The organism is Rhizobium sp. BE258, from assembly GCF_031457345.1.
Taxonomy (GTDB): domain Bacteria; phylum Pseudomonadota; class Alphaproteobacteria; order Rhizobiales; family Rhizobiaceae; genus Rhizobium.
This window is the reverse complement of record NZ_JAVDWL010000004.1, coordinates 702,897-720,724: the sequence shown is the minus strand read 5'-3', so window position 1 is coordinate 720,724 and position 17,828 is coordinate 702,897. Positions and strand designations below refer to the sequence as shown.

The window sequence follows — 17,828 nt, the reverse complement described above, 5'->3', positions numbered from 1 at the left end:
AGGGTGGCATCTCCTAGAATTGCCTCTTTCCGGCCGTGATCTGCAGCCATCCCTTCGAGCGAGGCGAGCGCTCCGGAGCGGCCCCCCTAAATGTGACAACCCTAATTTTAGGGGTAACTTATAATTGACTATTAACCATCTCGGCACAACCTCGCCTCAAACTAGGAGGCACCATGACCCGCACGAACACTGGTAACGACATCAACGACAGACTGGATTTCGTCAATCTGGACGAGGACGCGCGCCGCGCTCTGCTGGAGACCAAGCCGGTGATTGCATCGGCAGTCTCGGCGGCGCTCGAGATCTTCTATGCCAAGGCGACAACCCACCCGCTCACCTCCCGCTTTTTCTCCGACAAGGGGCATGTCGAACATGCCAAATCGCGCCAGGCGAAACATTGGGAGGCGATCACCACCGGCCGCTATGACAATGATTATGTCGAAGCCGTCTCCGCGGTCGGCCGCACGCACGCCCGTCTGGGGCTGGAGCCGCGATGGTATATCGGCGGCTACGCGCTGATCCTCGATGGTATTGTCCGCTCGCTGATCGCCAAGGAACTCAGCGGGCTCCTGACCCGGAAGAAATCGGCCTCGCTGCAGAGGCGTCTCAGTGCAGTCATCAAGGCGGCGCTGATCGATATGGACTACGGCATCACCGTCTATCTCGATGTCCTCGCGGCCCAGCGGGATCGAGCCGAACAGGAACGGCAGGCTGCCAAGGCACGCCAGGACGAGGCTCTGAGTGCCCTGTCTCACGCGCTTTCGAAACTCGCGTCAGGCGATCTGACCGCCCGGATCGATACCGAACTTGCCGAAGAATTCGGCAGCCTGAAGACCGACCTCAACACGTCAGTCGAGGCGCTGGCAACCGCAATGCAGCGTGTCGATGGCTCTGTTCAGCGGGTCAGGGCCGAAGCCAGAAATATCTCGAAGGCTGCCGATGACATTGCCCAGAGAACCGAGCGGCAGGCCTCGGCGCTCGAACAGAGTGCCGCCGCGATCGAGGAGATAACCACGATTGCCGATCAGGCCGCCGTCCGCACCAAGGAGGTTCAGAAGATCGTCAGAGATTCGACCGCCGAGGCCGAGCAATCACGCGCCGTCGTCGGGCACGCCGTCGCAGCGATGCAGAAGATCCAGTCCTCGTCACAGCGAATGACCGACATCATCGGCGCGATCGACGATATCGCGTTCCAGACCAACCTGCTTGCGCTCAACGCCGGCGTCGAAGCTGCACGCGCCGGCGAACAGGGAAAGGGCTTCGCAGTCGTCGCACAGGAGGTCCGTGAACTCGCACAGAGATCGGCCGTCGCCGCCCGCGAAATCAAGGACCTGATCGAGCAGTCCGGCGATGACGTCTGCCGCGGCGTCGAGCTCGTCGGCAAGGCGGGTGATGCCCTCTCCTCGATCGGAAACCGGGTCACCGAAATCGACCGCACCATCGACGCCATCGCGCAATCGGCGCGCGAGCAGGCCACCGGTATCGGCGAGATCAACGCGGCCGTTCGGTCGATGGATCAGATAACCCAGAAAAACGCGGCGCTGATGGAAGAGACAAGCGCCTCCTGTCAGGGACTGCTCGGCGTCGGCGACGAACTCGCCGTCCTTGTCGGCGAGTTCAAGACGAGGTCGGCCGGGCGCCCAGCCGAGGTTGTGACGATGCAAAGGCGGGCATCTCTCGGCTGACGGTCGCCATGAAAGACCACTGCAATCGAATGCGCATAGTTCTGACATCCCCCAACGAGGAGTAAATTCGATGATCGCTGAGGATACCGCACTGGCCGATTACCTGTCAGCGCTTGCCAATTCCAACCGCCTCGCCGTTCTGAGAACGCTCGCTGACGGCGAAGCATCGGTCAAGCAACTGGCGGCCTGCGTCGGCCTCAGCCGATCCGCGCTCTCCCAACACCTTGCCATCCTGAGGCGGCAAAAGCTCGTCGCAACACGCCGCGACGCCCGGACGATATTCTATTCGTTGTCGAACCAACGCAGTGAGAAGGCACTGTCACTGGTGAACAAGATCCTGTTTCCCTACGGAATCCAGATGTCGTTGTTTGGATTCTGATGTCCCGATTACCATCGGGGATGTGGCGAGTTCGTTGCGAAGTGCAGGCAAGCGACCACACCTCGGGCGGCGCTGTTTGATATGTCATTCTGTGGAAAGACCAATGTTTTCGGCCGCGGGATTCGGCTGCTCTTTGTCCCACAGCGTCGCCAATTGCTTTCCTGGGGGCACCCGACCAAACGCAAAATCCCTACGAGGGCTCTGTCTATACTGGGGATAAATCGGAATCGTTGGTTGCGGGGCATGTTTGCGCCGAGACTTGCAAAAGTCGTCACAAGATCCCGCCAGTCCGACCTATCCATGCAATGCTGCCGTCAGCCAAGACTTATATCGATATCCCGCATCAATGGCCTCTGCTGACCTGACACGTAATGAGCGCCGAACGAACGTTAGCCAGACCTACGCCTCGGACGAGGCTCATGCGGCAGCGGCGTCAGCCTTCGAACCAAGGATCTCGTCGACCTGACGATCACGATCGCCGCGATGAACGCCTTCAACCGCTTGGGCGCGCCATTCCGGCTTCCGGTGGCGGCAAAGGCTTGAGCCTCGAAATCAACCTTGAACGCCTTGTCGCTCGGCGAATGACGACTGGCCGTCCCCTCAGGCGAGCATCCGTGTCGCCAAATCCCGAAGCCGTACGGCGTTCTGCTTATCAAGGGCATACGCCCTTGAGTGCGACGGGACAAAAAACGCAGGTGAACCAGATCAAGGCGGTGTCCGACACTGGCGCGAGGGGCGGATAGTCAGTCGGCGGGAAATGCGCTTTAAACCAGCCTTTCTTCGCCGAACTGTCGCCTCACATGCGCCGTTTCGTCATCCTGGATCGAGGAGGTTCACCCATCGCCCTTCTGGATTTCCATCCGATATTCGAGGACGGCATTTTGAAGGGATACACTGCGGCCTTCAAACGCAAGCTCGTCGGAACGACACCCATGCAGAGATTAGTCTCACGAAATTCGCAGCAGGCGTTTTCGTGAGTAGGGACACGCACGCGTCACGCTGGGCTGTCGCCACTTGCCGCCATCGCCGCTAGGGGATTCACGGAGAGCGGCTTCTGGCGGAAGCTGTTTGAACGCGCTCAGACAGGATCCAAAAACGCATATCTTCAATCTTCGTGGTCAGGCAGCTTTCAAGCAACGCTTTCACGGCGAGGAGGCGGCGACTTACATCGCTTCCAAGCACAAGTCCCCGATGGACGGTTGCTCTGCTTCACCTTTTAAAGAGACTCAGATCTCTTCTAGCAATGCGGCGGACGACAGTACCCTCCCGGCTGCCGTCATCTCACTTCCCGTTGCGTCCATCGATCACTGCGGCGAGTACAACGTCGCGTCGGTGACGCCGCGATCATTTCGGAAGTTCCTCTGGCATCGTTTTTACGACCGGAAGCGGCTCAACATCTGATAGGCAATCGTGATTCTGTTCTCGACGCCTACAACGCCTCGGACGCTTTCAGCAGCGACCCTGGCGGCTTCGCGCTCGAGCTCAGACTCGACCTCGCCTGTAAGCGTTACGACGCCATCGACCACTGCAGCTTTGACGTTCGCCGGCATGAGCCCTAGCTCGGCTTGCAGCCGGCTGCGTACGGCCGTGGCAACAGCGTCGTCTCCTGTAGCGGTGCAGTCTTTTGGAATTTCGAGCAGTGCACGCATCAGGTCCCTGCGGCTGATTATGCCGACTAGCCTGCCATTCTCGACGACTGGCAGATGCTTGACTTCGTGAGCGAGCATGAGTTCGGCAAGTTGGCTCCCGGTAGACGTGAGCGTGGCGCCGATGCCGGGTGACGACATGACATCCTTGACGCGCCAGCTCCTGGCTTTGAGATAATCTGCAAGCGCGTCCGCCCTGTCACGCGTGTGTGGTACGGAACGTCTTGTCCAGGAAGATGCCACGCGCCGGATCAGGTCGCCTTCGGTCACGATTCCGGTCAGCCTTCCCTCTGCGTCAACGACGGGCACGGCTCCTATCTTATTGGCGTTGACGATCTCGATCGCTTGTCTGACGTTGTGCCCCTCGTCTATTGTCGTGACGGGGGACGTCATTATGTCTTTGGCCAGCATCACCTTGCCTCCTGGTCTGTGGAGGCGATTGAAGCTTATATTTCGACAGGACGCTTTGATCGGGATCAATCGGGGCACTTCTGCAGCAAGCTCATCCGACCGTCATTCGCCTCAAGACGTTCGTCTTCCAATAGAATTGATGAGCAAGCGCGCCAAGGATATGGGCGGCGATGACGATCCAGAGTACAACTTTCAGCACCTCGGCGTGTACCTCTCCCATGCGGTCGTAACCGAAGTAAAACGCTGCCATCCCGCTGATCGGCAATGCGAAAAGAAGCAGGTAAAGCGTAGCGTGGGCGCCTTTGGCTGCAAAGGTCAGGACGTAAGGTTCCTCGGCGGGCGCGGGAGGCGTTCCCTGAATGAAGCGCAGCACGAGGCGGATACTGATCAGCAACAGTATCGAAATTCCGACATACGCATGGAGATTGGCGCCTGCCAATTGCGCATCAGTTGCCGAACCGGTGTGTTCGATCGCCCGCTGCCACTCGCTCATGCCGTCAGGCAAAAGCAGATTGTAGAAGACGAGCAGCGCCGACAGCCAATGAAGGATGCGTTGCGGCAAGGAGTACGCCGTCGGGTTTTGTGTCAACTTCTTCATCGTCGTCTCCTTGCCACTGATTCTGCTTATACTTATCTTTGACGGGGAAGCCTTTATTTCGTGACGGTCAACATCGCATGCATGCCGGCCTCATAGTGGCCCTTGATATTGCACAGAAGGAGATAGGAGCCAGCAGTGAGGTTCGCCTTCAACTGCCCGTCAGCGCCAGGCTTGAGCTCGGAGACCTCCCCCATGCTCTTCAACTGCTTTTCATCGACGCGATGTTTGCCGGCGACAACGTGGACGGTCGCGTCGGGGGACTTCAATTTGACCAAAACCATCTCGTGTTCCTCCGTCACCGCATCATTATGCACCATGAACACGGTATCGCCGGCCTTGATGGTTGGCTGATCAACCGACAGAGTCATCGGACCACCTCCCTCCCCTCCCTCAACGACCCTGACTGTGGTCGCTGCCAAAGCTGGGGTGACAGCGCCGGCCAGTGCGAAAGCTACCAGAACTCCTCGTATAATCTTCACGTCAGTCGCCTCTCGGTGGTTGAACCAGACCCGCCTAGCCAGTGAAGCTGACGCCTTCCTGAACGTCATTGCTTAATCACCGACCCGCGGTACCACGCCAACGCCAGTTCAGTATCTCCGGCATTCCTCCCCATGGTCTCGCACATATGCGCGGTGCCGGGCGAGTTTTTCATGCAGAAAGGCGACGGCTTGAGGGTGTTTCTCGGCTAGACCGGGAACTCGCGCGATGGCTTCAAGGGCCAAATTACCTTGCTAAGTATCTGGAAAGATTGGTTGCGGGGGCACGCAGCCAACGATTCCTGCGATTGGTTGAGCGAGAAATACCAAAGCTGGCAGCGTAATGAGCTTGAGATAGCGTCATCTGAAATTGCGTAAAAACGGCGGCATTCGGCGGTGAAAAAGTTCGAATAGCATAGGATCGAATAGTGAATTTCGGCACTACTTCGGTTGCAAATTGTTCTTTTTTTGTTCTAAATGATGCTACTCAGATTCTTTTCTCGGCAACCCACGATCGCTCCTTTACATAATTGCCATGGAACACCGCTTCACGCGCCAAGACCTCTATGACCGCGTTTGGTCGAAGCCGATGTCGCACCTGGTTGTCGAACTCGGGACCACGACTGGCAATCTCAGCACATTGCTGCGACGCGCCGATATTCCAACGCCATCGTCCGGGCATTGGATGCGGAAGGAGTTCGGAAAGCCTGTCGAGCAGCCACCTTTGCCGCCGGCACCATCTGGATGTGTCGAGCCGCTGGTGCTGGATACCGAGAAGCCGAGCGTTAAGCGCAAACTGAAGTATTTCAAAACGGACACAGCTGCAGTTTCTGTCGGGACACAGCAGGCTCCGGTGTCCCCTGCTGAAGATCCAGTACAGGCCACGCCAAAGCGACGCCCGACACAGCCGACGACGATGACACGAGAAGAACTCTATGGCGGGGTATGGAAGACACCGATGTCGCGTTTGGCCGAGGATTATGGGATCAGCGGCAACGGTCTCGCAAAGATTTGCGATCGGGAAGATATCCCGTATCCACCACGCGGATATTGGGCGAAGCATGCAGTGGGCAAAGCACCGAAACAGACGCCATTGCCGAAATCGAGCAGCACACACTCCATCACCATTCGTCCAACACCGTTGCCACCGCCTCCCATCGAGCTGCCGTTGGAGGTCAAGCTACAGGTGGAGAAAGCCCGTGCGAGTGAGTCCGCTATTGCGGTGCCTGAACGCCTTCTGAGGCCCCACGCAGTCATCGCCTCATGGCTCACGGAGCACGAACAGAAAAAACGTCGAGCCCGAAGTGAGCGCGATCCATGGAGGCGCAATCTTTATGACCCTGGCGATTTCTCCGAAACGGACCACCGTAAACACCGCATTCTGGATGTGTTGTTCAAGGCGATTGAGCGCCACGGCGGAAAGGTTAAGCAGGGAGAGCGAGGCGTCCTGTTTGCTGAGGTTCTAGGCGAAAAAGTGGAGTTTCAGGTTCGCGAGAAGCAAAAGCAGGAACGTCGGGCTCTGACCGATAACGAAAAGCGATTCAGATCACCTGGCGACAACGGCTGGAAAAAGGAACTGGTGCCGACAGGATGGCTCGTTTTCGAGATCAAAACCTGGCAGTGGCCGAGTGGTCTTCCTCGTCAATGGCTTGAATCCGAAAAACAGCCGATGGAGGGCATGCTGCCGGACATACTGGCCACCTTCGTTGCAGCCGGACCATTGCTCGTTCAACAGCGCAAGGATCGAGAGGCGGCGGAGCGCGAGCGCCAACTGGCCGATCAGCGCCGCTATGAAGAACAGCGGCGTCGCAAGCGCGATGCTAACCGCTGGCGACGCTTCCGGGAGTTAGCGCAGGACTGGCACGAACTCGCCGCCGTGCGCGATTTCCTGGCAGCGCTGCGATCAATGAACGTCACGCCCACCGCCGAAATCGATGGTCGCAGCGTTGAAGAGTGGATCGTATGGGCGGAGGAATGGCTCCAGCGGGCTGATCCAACTGCCGGCGGCATCGGCAGCCTCTTCGAGCAGGTCGCTGAAATCACCGATTGGACCTACCGAGATTTACCAAGTGGACGCTGAGTAAGCGTTGCGATCGTATTTGGACATCGTGGTCTCTGCAGCAGGTGCCAGAAGCCTCTACTCGAGCCATAAACCGTCACGGCAAACTCACTTACGCCCGAATTCTGAGGGGCGTTGCGGGTCTCGCCGCTGCAGAGGGTGCGTCGGCAACGAACCGCCGGCCGGAAGGGATCCTTCTTCCCAGATTACGACCATGCAAGTTCCAATTAGCGGGACATTGACTTCCAATCAGCCGAGAACGATAGTTCCAATCGTCCGAGATTCGAGGGAAGCATGTTCGAAAGGTTTGTAGAGCAGCGGGCGGAGGAAGCCCTTTTGGATACTCCGGTCGTCCTCATCGTAGGACCGCGCCGGGCCGGCAAGACTACACTTGTCCGAAAGATGGGAGAAGCCGGCCGAACTTATATCACCCTCGACGATCAGACGGTTCTCGAAGCCGCCCAATCCGATCCTGCCGGCTTCATTCGGGGCCTGGATAGAGCCATCATCGACGAGATTCAGCGTGCGCCAGACCTGCTGCTGGCGATCAAGAAGACAGTCGATGAGGACTATCGTCCGGGCAGGTTTCTACTTACCGGGTCAGCAAACGTGCTGACTTTACCGCGGATTGCGGACAGCTTGGCCGGGCGAATGGAGACCATCCGAATGCTGCCGCTGGCAAGGGCCGAGATCGAAGGCCGGACGCCGTCCTTTCTGGAACACCTTTTCGACGGAAAGCTAAAGAGCCCGCGGAACTCTATCATCGGAGACGACTTCGTCCAACTCGTTCTGCTCGGGGGATTCCCCGAAGCGATCAGCCGCAACAGCGAACGACGACGGCAAGATTGGGCGCGGTCCTATCTGACTTCTATCCTGACGCGAGATCTCCGGGACATTGCCGATGTGGAGAAGCTGACCGAGCTGCCGAAGTTCGTGCGGCTATTGGCCGAACATACAAGCCAATTGGTCAACTATTCGCAGTTCGGCGGCAGCATCAACGTCAGTCACAAGACTGGGCAGCGTTATGTCGGCCTGCTCGAACAGGTGTTCCTGGTCGCAACGGTACAGCCTTGGTTCACCAATACGCTGAAGCGTATCGTCAAGACGCCCAAGCTGCATTTCCTCGATTCAGGTCTGCTGGCCAGTGTGCGCGGGCTCACCTTCGACCGAGTGAAGGCGGATCGCGGAGCATTCGGCGCGCTGCTGGAGAGCTTCGTGTTTTCCGAAGTTCTGAAGCTAATGACGGCGTCGAACCTGCGGTTGACACCATATCATTTCCGGGATCGGGACATGCGCGAGGTGGACATCGTACTGGAACGCGACGATGGGATGATCGCTGGCATCGAGGTCAAGGCCAGCGCCACGGTCAAGGCCGGCGATTTCGGAGGGCTCCGCGCACTTGCAGAGGCCTGCGGCGATCGTTTCGCCTTCGGCGTCGTTCTCTATGACAGCACTGATGTGGTGCCGTTCGGCGACAAGCTGGCCGCAGCGCCGCTGTCCAGCATGTGGGGCTGAGAATGGTCGCAGAAGCCAAAGGGAGGACCATGCAACACATCGTCGGCCAACGTGTCTGTAGCCGAGAAAAGAAGAAAAGCAAAAAAATCGGGAAATCCCTTTCCGGGTTTCCCGCTGCAGCGCGATCAATTGGACGAGCGTACCTCATGGCCGCTCGCGAACCGCTGCTGCGCAGAGCAAGGGGGTGAGATGGCTCGATTTGAACCTGCGGTCTTCAGGTTATGAGCAAAGAGATCCGCTCTAATGGAACACCCTGATCGAGAAGCCGTTTCTCCAAGCTGGTAAAGTCGCCAGCGAGAGAATGGCAGGTTCCTGTGAGCGTCGTTGAGTCCAGAGATGAAGATGCCTCCACGCTCCCTGATCCGGCCGATCACGCCCAAGTCTGCAACCCTCCGCCGGGTGTCGTAGCGACTAGGCTGGCTGCAGCTTTACAAAGCTTCGAGCTCCCCCTGTGCTATGTGGCACTAAGCGAAGGCGCGGCTGCCAGAATTGCTGAGGCACTCAGTGCGCTGGTTCCTGAGATCGAGGTGATCGTTTTTTCGCCTTGGGACTGCCTGCCCTATGACCGGGTGCCACCATCGGCACATTGTATGGGCCTGCGAATGGATGCTCTACGCATTTGGAGCATGCGGAGCGGCGGGCCGCGGCTGTTTTTGACCTCGTTGGACGCAACACTCCAACGTATTCCGCCAGCGACCGTCATCTCGAAAAGCCATATCGAGCTTGTAGTGGGAAAGCCGTTCGATCGTGATGCGTTTTCCGACTTCGTCCAGCGGGCCAACTATCAGGAAGAAGGTGTCGCGGACGACCCAGGCGAGCTCGCGGTTAGAGAAGGCGTCATCGACATCTACCCTGCCGGCGCGCCCGGTCCGATGCGCATCGTTCTGTCGGAGGATGAGAAGGTCGAGGAACTCAGAGGTTTTGACCGCTTAACGCAGCGGACAGAAAGCTATCTCGACCAAGTGACGTTCGGTCCGGCATCCGAAGCCATTTATTATGATGGTTTTACAGAAGACCATGCTCCGGCTCTGGAGACGATGGAACAACTGCTGCTGCGCCTTTATCAAGACATGCCGACCGTGTTTGACGTACTCGGCGATGCCACTTTCCTTCTGGCTCCCGGCGCAACCGAACGTGTGGAACGCCACCTCGAGATTATCGAAGATGCTCGCCAGTCCCGCGAGGCGTTCGACGATATGGAGCACCCCTCCTCCCGTTCTCTCTATCTGGATAGGGATGAGTGGAAACGGCTCTCCACCAACGTTTTCACAAACGGATTTGATCTCGGAAAGGGACATAAGGTTCCAAAAGAAATATCACGCGCAGACCAGCGCAAAGCCTTGGTCGAATTCGCGCAAGGTCATCTGCACAACGGGCTGAAGGTTTTGATTGCTGGGCAGGGCAAAACGGCCGAAGCGATCGGTCGGCGTTTGGCAAAATCAGCCGGGAAAGCGCCAAGGTCCGTCGACACATGGGAGGCGGTCTTGGAGGCACAGCCTGGCACCCTCTTAAGCTTGGCCTGCGACTTAGAGCAAGGTTTTGTCGACGTCGGGCAGAATGTCGTCGTCATTGCCGCAACCGATAGAGCGGGTGGGATAGCGAATTCGAGTGCCGTTCTGGCGGCAGCAGAGCTTCGAATAGGCGACGTTGTCGTTCACGAAGACCATGGCATCGGCGTCCTGAAAAATTTGGAAAACATCACCGTGGACGACGTCTCTCGGGACGCGGCTCGCTTGGAATATCGCGATGGCGGCTCTCTCCTCGTGCCGATGGAGGAGTTTGGAAAATTATGGCGTTACGGCGCCGAGCCCGAAGCAATCACACTCGATCGCCTCCGCACGGACGTCTGGCAGAGGAGACGCGACGAAATCCAGGCAGACATTCAGTCTACCGCGCGTCATTTTATGACGGTTGCGAAACAGAGGCAGGCTGCGCAAGCAGAAAGATTTGTGCCACCGCGTCTCGAATTTTCTGCCTTCGCCCGTCGTTTTCCATTTTCCGAAACTCCTGATCAGGCCGACGCCATCCAGGCTGTCCTCTCCGATCTCGCCTCCGGACAAGCCATGAACCGTCTCGTTTGCGGAGATGTCGGCTTTGGCAAGACCGAAGTCGCGTTACGCGCAGCAGCAGCGGTCGCACTTTGCGGTGGACAGGTGGCTGTCATTGCACCAACCACAGTGCTCGCTCGACAACACTTTGCCACCTTCAAACATCGGTTCGCGGGGACCGGCATCGCGGTCGGCATGCTGTCTCGACTGCTCAAGCCAAGTGAGGCGAAAAAGACCAGGGCTGCACTTGCCGAGGGCGAGATCCGCATCATCATCGCGACCCAGGCGATCCTTTCGAAAGAGGTTCGTTTCGCACGTCTTTCCCTGGTGATCGTGGACGAGGAGCACCGGTTTGGCCTGAAAGAAAAGCGGGCGATGAACAGCCTAGCACCATCTCTTCACACTCTGTCCATGTCGGCCACGCCGATCCCGCGGACATTGCAATTGGCGATGGTGGGCGTTCAAGAGGTCAGCCTGCTGACCACGCCACCATCTAGGCGCAGGCCCGTCCGCACGTCAATTGCGCCGTTCGACCCGGCGTCCTTGCGGACAGGCCTGATGAGGGAATACCGGCGCCGCGGCCAGAGTTTTGTCGTAGTGCCGCGTATCGAGGACATAGAACAGGTCGAAATACTGTTGCAGAAGATCGTTCCGGGACTTTCGGTCAAGGTCGCGCACGGCAAGATGCCGGCAGCGGCTATGGATGAAGCAATAGTCGGTTTTGCGCAAGGCGATGGCGACGTCCTTCTCGCCACGAACATCATTGAAAATGGCCTCGATGTCCCGCGCGCCAACACGATGTTTATCTGGCAAGCCGATCGGTTCGGCCTCGCTCAGCTCCATCAGTTGCGCGGACGTGTCGGGCGCGGAGCGGTCCAGGGCATCGTTACTCTTTTCACCCAACAGGACGCTGAGCTGGCTGAGGAAACGCGCTTACGGCTTTCAACCTTGGTCGAAAACGACCGACTGGGCGCTGGGGTCGCAATCAGCCTCCGCGATCTCGATCTTCGCGGCGGCGGCGATATCGCTGGCGAAGATCAGGCGGGCCATATGAAAGCGATCGGTATCGAGCTCTATCAAAAGCTGCTTGCAGACGCCGTCGCAAGATTTCGTTGGCAGCCGTCAGGCGTGCAACAGCGCGCGATCGTCAACCTAGGAAACGTCGGGACAATCCCGTCGGACTATGTGTCGGATCCAGCAGTCAGACTTAACCTCTACGCCAAACTGCTGCGGGCATCCGCGGTCAGTGAATTGAACGATCTCGCAGACGAATTCGAAGATAGGTTTGGCCAACCGCCGCACGACGTACTGCTTCTCTTGAGGACGGCAAGACTGCAGCTTATCGCGGGACGGTTGGGTGTTGCCAAGCTTGAGGCCGGGCCAAAAGCGCTTGCAATGACCTTGACAGAGAAGACGTCCGCGAAGCTTGTGGCAGCGTCGACGAAAGCCGGGGCGGTTCGGCGAGAGGAGCGGCTGATATTCGACGCCTCAAGCCTGGCCGGCGAGGACCCCTCCCATTTCTTCGACCGGGTTCTATCGGCAGTAACAGAATAGGGGTTGCAAGAAACATCGAAACAGAAAGACTCAGAAGAGCGGACCGCTCTTGACGGGAGGCGAACCGGCAGCCCCGCTGTTAAGCTACTTTTGCGCGCGCGGTGGAGGCCATTCGTCCTAGCCTCTAAGCAAATATCGTGCGTAGTCAGCGTTCGTCAGCCAAGACTGACACCAGTGATCTCGGCAAGCCTCATTATCCAAGCGATCTTGATAACCGACGTCGCCAACGGCGGCCGAGGGCGGTTGCAGTTGGCGATGGTACCAATAATGACCGCTCACCTTGGCCCTTGCGTCGTCGCTGACGGACAGCCATACCTGCGTGCGATGGCCGTCCTCGAGATCGCCAGGCGCGCCTGCTCCGCCCATCTTCGTCGGAGCCCAGCCTGGATCAACCGCGCTGCTGACGACGCCAGGCCGATATCTCGCGACTGCTGCAGCGAGGGTTGCAACATGAAGCTTGCTCTCGGAATAAGCGGTGACTGGGCTCCATGCGCGCCTCTTCCAATCGATATCGTCCAACGAGGTCCCGGCGTTTCTATGCATGCCGCTGCTAAGGTAGATCAGCCGCGTGGGCGGCCGATCAGTGCTGTCAGGGTGTACGGCGCAAGTACGTTGACTGCGAGCATCGTCGGGTGGCCTTCGGAAGTCGGATTGCGGCTCGCTTGGTGATAGACGCCCGCATTGTGAACCAACGCATCAGCACCGCCGATAGCGTTGACCTGATCGGCGATTGAACGGGCTGGCCAGCGCTCGAAAGGTCGCCAATGACGATGTCCGCCAAGTTTCCAGTTATTGAGGCCAATACGGCCGCGCGTTCTTTCGAGCGGGCATGCAGGATTACGCGGTGCCCGGCGTCCATCAAGGTTTCAGCTGCGGCACGCCCCAGCCCATCAGTGGATCCGGTGACAAAAATGCAACTCATACGGTTTCCATGTTTACGTCATCCCAGTCGGCCGATCGGGTGTCTGAAGCCATTGGACAGCGCTTTCGAGTTGCGATGTCAAGCAGTCGTGACATCCCAGCCAGAAGCACAACGGCAAAGCAGCAATATGCGCCTGGGGATGATGCTAAGCGAGGGATACTCATTTTTGAAAATCCTGATATGATCCGGGGCAGTTGTGGGAGTAGGTGGTATGAAGAGTCTAGTACCTGAGGCTTTCTATTGGGCTCGTTCCGACAGGCACACCGATGGCAAGACGACCATCGTTCAAGTGTCCTCGGTCTTCGGCGAGGATCCGGATTATTGGACCATCGCAGTTCCGGGTTCCGACCAACATTGCATGATAAGCGACTTTGAGATCATCGCGCTTGTCGAACCGTTGGACGGTTATCCACTTCAACATGCGGCCGAATAATTCCGCTTTTGAAGGGCGGAGAAAAGGCACACAACTTCAACTCCTGTATCAGGATTGAAGTGCTCAACATTACGTCGCCGGACGAGGTTCCGCTAATTTCTGACCGTAATTGTCCGCTCCAGTGCTGCCCCCGAGCATAGCCTACCTTGGTTGGACATGACAAACTCGACGAAATCTTGTCAAACTCATGGAACCGCGGGCCCCGCGAAGCTTCAGAAGTATGCATGATGACTGTAAAGTCCGCGCGCGCTCCGTGCAGGTTGACATCGAACTTGGCCGGCGGATCAGGGAAGGCGCAAGCTCATCGGAGTGTCTAAGAACACTCTTGAAGCGCAGCTGGGTCACATTCCCGCACATTTAAAAATTTGAGAAGTGCCAAAAACGCGTTAGGTCAAGCCGTGTATGGGCAATCGCCCAGATTTTGGGACTGTCGCCCCTGCCCTTTTCGGACATTGCGGCGGCCAGGATGCCGCCATCGTTCGAAGTCCCTGCCATCGAACAGTTGGACGGGTGTCCTGACCGGCTGAACTTGAAAAGGGTTCTCGCGAAAATCCGCGATGAAACGGCCCATGGATCGATCATCGCGCTCGTGACGGCGCTCTCAGAAGGCTAAGTGTCTGAGTGTTGAGCGCCGCTGAAATTTTTCAGATGTCGCGATACAGCGTTTGCTATTTGCCGAGCCAGTGGTACTCGGCGATCGAGGCTTTACCGGTCTTCTTGTCGTAAAGGCAGATGAGACTGACGTTCACCTTCGACTTGCCCTTGCCTGTCTGCCCTCGCATGAGCAGAGCAATCTTGCCAGCTGCATCATCGAAGACAACAGGGGCAGATGCCTCTGGTGTGTTCAGGCCCGACTGACCAATACATGTCCCGTTTACCTTGGCAAAAAGCGCGTTCCAGGCCGCATCGCTGGACGCATATGCTGCCTGTGATAGGCAAAGCGCGAAGCCTGCCGCGGCAAGCGTTAGTCTAGTCATAGTAAGGTCCTTTCTGCGAATTTGAATCAGGTGTTTCCAATGCTTCGTCGCTGGTCAACGAGGCCAAACCAAGGCGGTCCCCGGACCGTCAGCCGTCGGGATGTCAGATCGAAACTCTGTGATACATCTGCGGCTGTTGGCGAGCCCCTAACCGGCGGGTCCGAGCTGAGGAGATCGGTGCGTCTGCAGGCCGGGTGTGATCCTCGATCGATCGGATCCTGCGCATGGATCAATTTTCTGGTCTCTCCATCCGAGGCAATGTGCAGGGTTCTGAGCGTTTCTGCTGCGCTCAACAACGCTGTGGACCACCCAAGCAACTGAGAATAATCCACATTAGCTGATGCGTTGAATAGCGCGATGATCTGATCGTTTCGTGTGCCGGTGCCGGCAATCCGAGCGCTCCGCGCAGGCCACTAATTTCGACAATTGCACGAGTGAGCTGCTGACTTCTAGGTGCCGCAGTTTCTCGATCTCGTTAGCTGCCTTTGCCAACTGGGCAATGAAGCTTGTGGTCATGTGATGCCGGTCACCCTGATGCCCGGTCGCTGCCGACGTCTTCCTGGTCGTCGATCATGTGGTGCCAGTAAGCTCACCTAGCTCTTCGCAATCGTCTCCCAAGCGTCAGCTTTTGAACCGTTCGAAAGCAGTCATATATCTCACCGGCGGGTCGGCTTCTTCCCATCCATAGATTTCAGCGCGCAGGTAGTTGATCTCATCCTGGACCCTGTGCTCCTCGATTTCGATCCACCAGGATTTCGGCCCGCCGTCGCTTCCATCTGACCACCGGTAGCCGCGCATCTTCAATTGATCCTTCATCTCGAAGGGACTGTGTTCGGCAAAAATGCGCGCACGGTTCTGCTGGCTCGACAGATAAAGTTCCGAGAACGGCGAGCTGGCGCTATCGCCATGACCGCGATCGAGGATTTCCAGTAGCGCGAAACAGTCATCGACCGCGCGATGCGCCTCATGAAAGTAGCCAGCCTGGCCGATCAGATATCCAAGCTTGTTGCCTTCGAATCCGCGTGCGGCCCAATCGATTTCTGAAACCGAGCAGGCCCAGGCTTTGCGATCGAACAAAGGTGAAAATGCTTCGAAAAACGGCCGGTCGAACCTGGCGTAGTGGGCGATGACCAGATCCGCGGGTTCGACCAGCGATCGCAATTGCTGCGGGTCGATCATATGGCCGGCCACCATTTCGTCAGTAATCCCGGTCAGCCGCGTGATTTCCTCCGGAATCGGCCTGGTCGGCTGGTGTAGCGCGCTGTAGACGCCAGTCACGTCGCCAATCGCCCCCTGCTCGTCAAAGGAGAAGGCGACAATACCGATCTCGATGATTTCGTCTTCTCGATGGTTCAATCCGGTCGTCTCTGCATCAACGAGGACGCCTCTCCGGAGAAAGCCGGGACGTGGAAACGGCACGATCGGCCGGGGCTCAAGCTTGGTGAGGACGCGATAGCGGCCGGTTGCCTCCAGCTGCCGAACAAGCCCGCCTTCGCTGTCAGCGGTGACCACTCGCTTGACGCTACGCCGTCGCCGTGGGCCAAGTGCCGCTGCCTCAGCCTCATCATCATCTGTAAAGAAATCGAACTGCTGCGTCACGCGCCTGTCTCGGATTGATTTCCGGTCAATCAGCTTTAGTCGATTCCCTTGCGCAGATCAGGTGAAATTGCGCCTAGGGGCACAATTCGAAATCAACTGGCGCAGGAGTGCCCAAGCAGACCATCATGACGGGTGACAAGGGGAGGCGCCTGCTTTGGCTCTCCCAATAGATCCGGATTGATCATGTTGACTTCGTAAAAAAACAGAACATAATAGGAACATATAAGGCGAATGCGGCCGCCAATCCGACAGTGAGCAATGGAGAGCGAGGATGTTTGCGCGAAGGATGAACCGTGGCAGCAACGATAATAGCGCTGATGGCTTCGACATGTATATGACGCCTGCTGAGGACGCTTCTGGGCTCGAAATGCATCCTGAGTTGATCCGGATGGTCGGCCTGCGGGTCGCTGGCAGTGTGCGCTTTGCTGTGGCCTGCGCCTTTTGCGTTCCCGACGCCGGCCCCTTTGGCGAGATCGAAATTGCAATAGACGAAGACACAGGACAGGCTTGCGGCTTGCATCGTCTACGCAATCCCGATCGGATCGTCAAAGCGCTCTGGTTTGACTGGAGCGGGACGGTCGATGATGCCGTTGGTGGTGTCTACGATCGCATAATCGCGCATTACCGCCATCAGGAGATGCTCTGATGCCGGAGGCGACCGCTGCACCTATCCTGCTCGTCTCCGCAAGCGAAGACGTTCGCGCAGCGCTTTCATGGCACGACGGTGACGCCTTGGCAACGATCGCTACCCTGATTGAGGATTGCCGTCATCTGAGGGAGCAACTGGCGCATCCCGAAGCTTCGATGAGCGTCGGCTTTGCCCGGGGATGGACGGCCTTATATGAGCGGAGCACCTGACATGCTCGACAAGGTAGCGCCGCGCAAGGCGCTTTTTCGCGCTGCGTTTCGCGACTGGTGGGATGCCCAGCTTCCGTCGTTTCGCGTGCGGACCGACTATAGCAGTGCAAGGTTGATCTTCCGCGCAGGCTATGCGTCGGGCCGCAACCGTGATCTCTCGAGATATACTTTCAAAGCGGGCCGGTTTCGTATCACGGTCTGGGCGGACGGACCTGCCGAGGCCAAGCAGAAAGCCAGAGAAGAGGCTGATTTTCGCCCCACCCGCAAAGGATGGAGTGCTCCGAAGGGCGGCTGGAACCTGGAGGAATTAAAGTGAGCGATATCGATAGACCGGTCCTGCAGCGCGCGCCTGTCCTTGTGGCACGACGCTGCCATTGCGGCGACTGGGCGGGTTTTCCCTTCGGCAAAGGTGAGAACCAGGAATGGTAGTGCTGGAAACATTATCCCTACAAGACATCTTCGCGCCTTGAGGCCGCGAAAGTGGCAGCGATGCTTGAGCGACACGTAGCGTGATGTGTTGTATCGCCTTCAAGGCAATTGAAGCTGAAGGGACGAGCAACGATGATTGTCGTGCCCGCCGAAACATTGCTCGACGCGGCGATGGGGCAAGGACTGGGGCTCGCCAAAAAGATCGCGTTGAAGACGGCCGATGCAGATCAGGTGAAAAA

At 57.8% G+C, this 17,828-nt stretch carries 15 protein-coding genes and 1 pseudogene; 10 read left to right on the top strand and 6 right to left on the bottom strand.

The features are described 5' to 3' along the window. Positions 1-173: 173 nt before the first annotated feature. The 3 genes from J2X43_RS18085 to J2X43_RS18070 all read left to right on the top strand — a co-directional run bounded on the left by J2X43_RS18085 (position 174) and on the right by J2X43_RS18070 (position 3,465). Positions 174-1,685, top strand: a complete 1,512-nt coding sequence (locus tag J2X43_RS18085; RefSeq protein ID WP_310295913.1) for a globin-coupled sensor protein — start codon at positions 174-176, stop codon at positions 1,683-1,685. Positions 1,686-1,755: 70 nt separating this feature from the next. Then, positions 1,756-2,064 (top strand): metalloregulator ArsR/SmtB family transcription factor, encoded by a 309-nt coding sequence (locus J2X43_RS18080; protein WP_310295912.1) that lies wholly within the window; start codon positions 1,756-1,758, stop codon positions 2,062-2,064. A 1,068-nt stretch (positions 2,065-3,132) separates the two neighbouring features. Further along, a complete protein-coding gene (locus J2X43_RS18070; RefSeq protein WP_310295911.1) occupies positions 3,133-3,465 on the top strand; it encodes a hypothetical protein in 333 nt (110 codons plus the stop codon). Here J2X43_RS18070 and J2X43_RS18065 read toward each other — a convergent pair. The 3 genes from J2X43_RS18065 to J2X43_RS18055 form a co-directional block, all read right to left on the bottom strand. Then, the gene (locus J2X43_RS18065; protein ID WP_310295910.1) at positions 3,438-4,121 is read right to left on the bottom strand and encodes a CBS domain-containing protein; all 684 of its coding nucleotides are present in this window, start codon (positions 4,119-4,121) and stop codon (positions 3,438-3,440) included. The two genes, J2X43_RS18070 and J2X43_RS18065, sit on opposite strands and share 28 nt — an antisense overlap. Positions 4,122-4,212: 91 nt before the next feature. Continuing rightward, complete coding sequence (locus J2X43_RS18060; RefSeq protein WP_310295908.1) at positions 4,213-4,719, bottom strand: cytochrome b; 507 nt, start codon at positions 4,717-4,719, stop codon at positions 4,213-4,215. Between the two features lie 53 nt (positions 4,720-4,772). Next, entirely contained in the window at positions 4,773-5,267 is a 495-nt protein-coding gene (locus J2X43_RS18055) for a sulfocyanin-like copper-binding protein (RefSeq protein WP_310295906.1), read from the bottom strand. Positions 5,268-5,730: 463 nt separating this feature from the next. Between J2X43_RS18055 and J2X43_RS18050 the strand changes: the two genes are divergently transcribed. The 3 genes from J2X43_RS18050 (at position 5,731) to J2X43_RS18040 (ending at position 12,371) form a co-directional block, all read left to right on the top strand. Continuing rightward, positions 5,731-7,275 (top strand): hypothetical protein, encoded by a 1,545-nt coding sequence (locus J2X43_RS18050; protein ID WP_310295904.1) that lies wholly within the window; start codon positions 5,731-5,733, stop codon positions 7,273-7,275. 273 nt (positions 7,276-7,548) lie between these two features. After that, positions 7,549-8,769 (top strand): ATP-binding protein, encoded by a 1,221-nt coding sequence (locus tag J2X43_RS18045; RefSeq protein ID WP_310295902.1) that lies wholly within the window; start codon positions 7,549-7,551, stop codon positions 8,767-8,769. Between the two features lie 314 nt (positions 8,770-9,083). Further along, entirely contained in the window at positions 9,084-12,371 is a 3,288-nt protein-coding gene (locus J2X43_RS18040; RefSeq protein ID WP_310295900.1) for a DEAD/DEAH box helicase, read from the top strand. A 155-nt stretch (positions 12,372-12,526) separates the two neighbouring features. Here J2X43_RS18040 and J2X43_RS18035 read toward each other — a convergent pair. After that, positions 12,527-13,293, bottom strand: a pseudogene (locus J2X43_RS18035) (SDR family NAD(P)-dependent oxidoreductase). Between the two features lie 211 nt (positions 13,294-13,504). Here J2X43_RS18035 and J2X43_RS18030 point away from each other — a divergent pair. Next, positions 13,505-13,726, top strand: coding sequence for a hypothetical protein (locus J2X43_RS18030; RefSeq protein ID WP_112446096.1), 222 nt, complete (start codon positions 13,505-13,507; stop codon positions 13,724-13,726). Between the two features lie 668 nt (positions 13,727-14,394). Here J2X43_RS18030 and J2X43_RS18025 read toward each other — a convergent pair. Next, entirely contained in the window at positions 14,395-14,703 is a 309-nt protein-coding gene (locus J2X43_RS18025) for a hypothetical protein (RefSeq protein WP_310295897.1), read from the bottom strand. Between the two features lie 621 nt (positions 14,704-15,324). Continuing rightward, positions 15,325-16,302, bottom strand: coding sequence for a 3'-5' exonuclease (locus J2X43_RS18020; RefSeq protein ID WP_405049606.1), 978 nt, complete (start codon positions 16,300-16,302; stop codon positions 15,325-15,327). A gap of 286 nt (positions 16,303-16,588) precedes the next feature. Here J2X43_RS18020 and J2X43_RS18015 point away from each other — a divergent pair, with 286 nt between their 5' ends. From J2X43_RS18015 to J2X43_RS18005, 3 genes are read left to right on the top strand one after another with little or no spacing between them, the layout of a single operon-like run. After that, positions 16,589-16,948, top strand: a complete 360-nt coding sequence (locus tag J2X43_RS18015) for a hypothetical protein (RefSeq protein WP_310295895.1) — start codon at positions 16,589-16,591, stop codon at positions 16,946-16,948. Continuing rightward, on the top strand, positions 16,948-17,160 hold the full coding sequence (locus J2X43_RS18010) for a hypothetical protein (protein ID WP_310295893.1): 213 nt from the start codon (positions 16,948-16,950) through the stop codon (positions 17,158-17,160). The genes J2X43_RS18015 and J2X43_RS18010 overlap by 1 nt, the downstream gene beginning before the upstream one ends. Position 17,161: 1 nt before the next feature. Continuing rightward, positions 17,162-17,476, top strand: coding sequence for a hypothetical protein (locus J2X43_RS18005; protein WP_310295891.1), 315 nt, complete (start codon positions 17,162-17,164; stop codon positions 17,474-17,476). Positions 17,477-17,828: the final 352 nt, after the last annotated feature.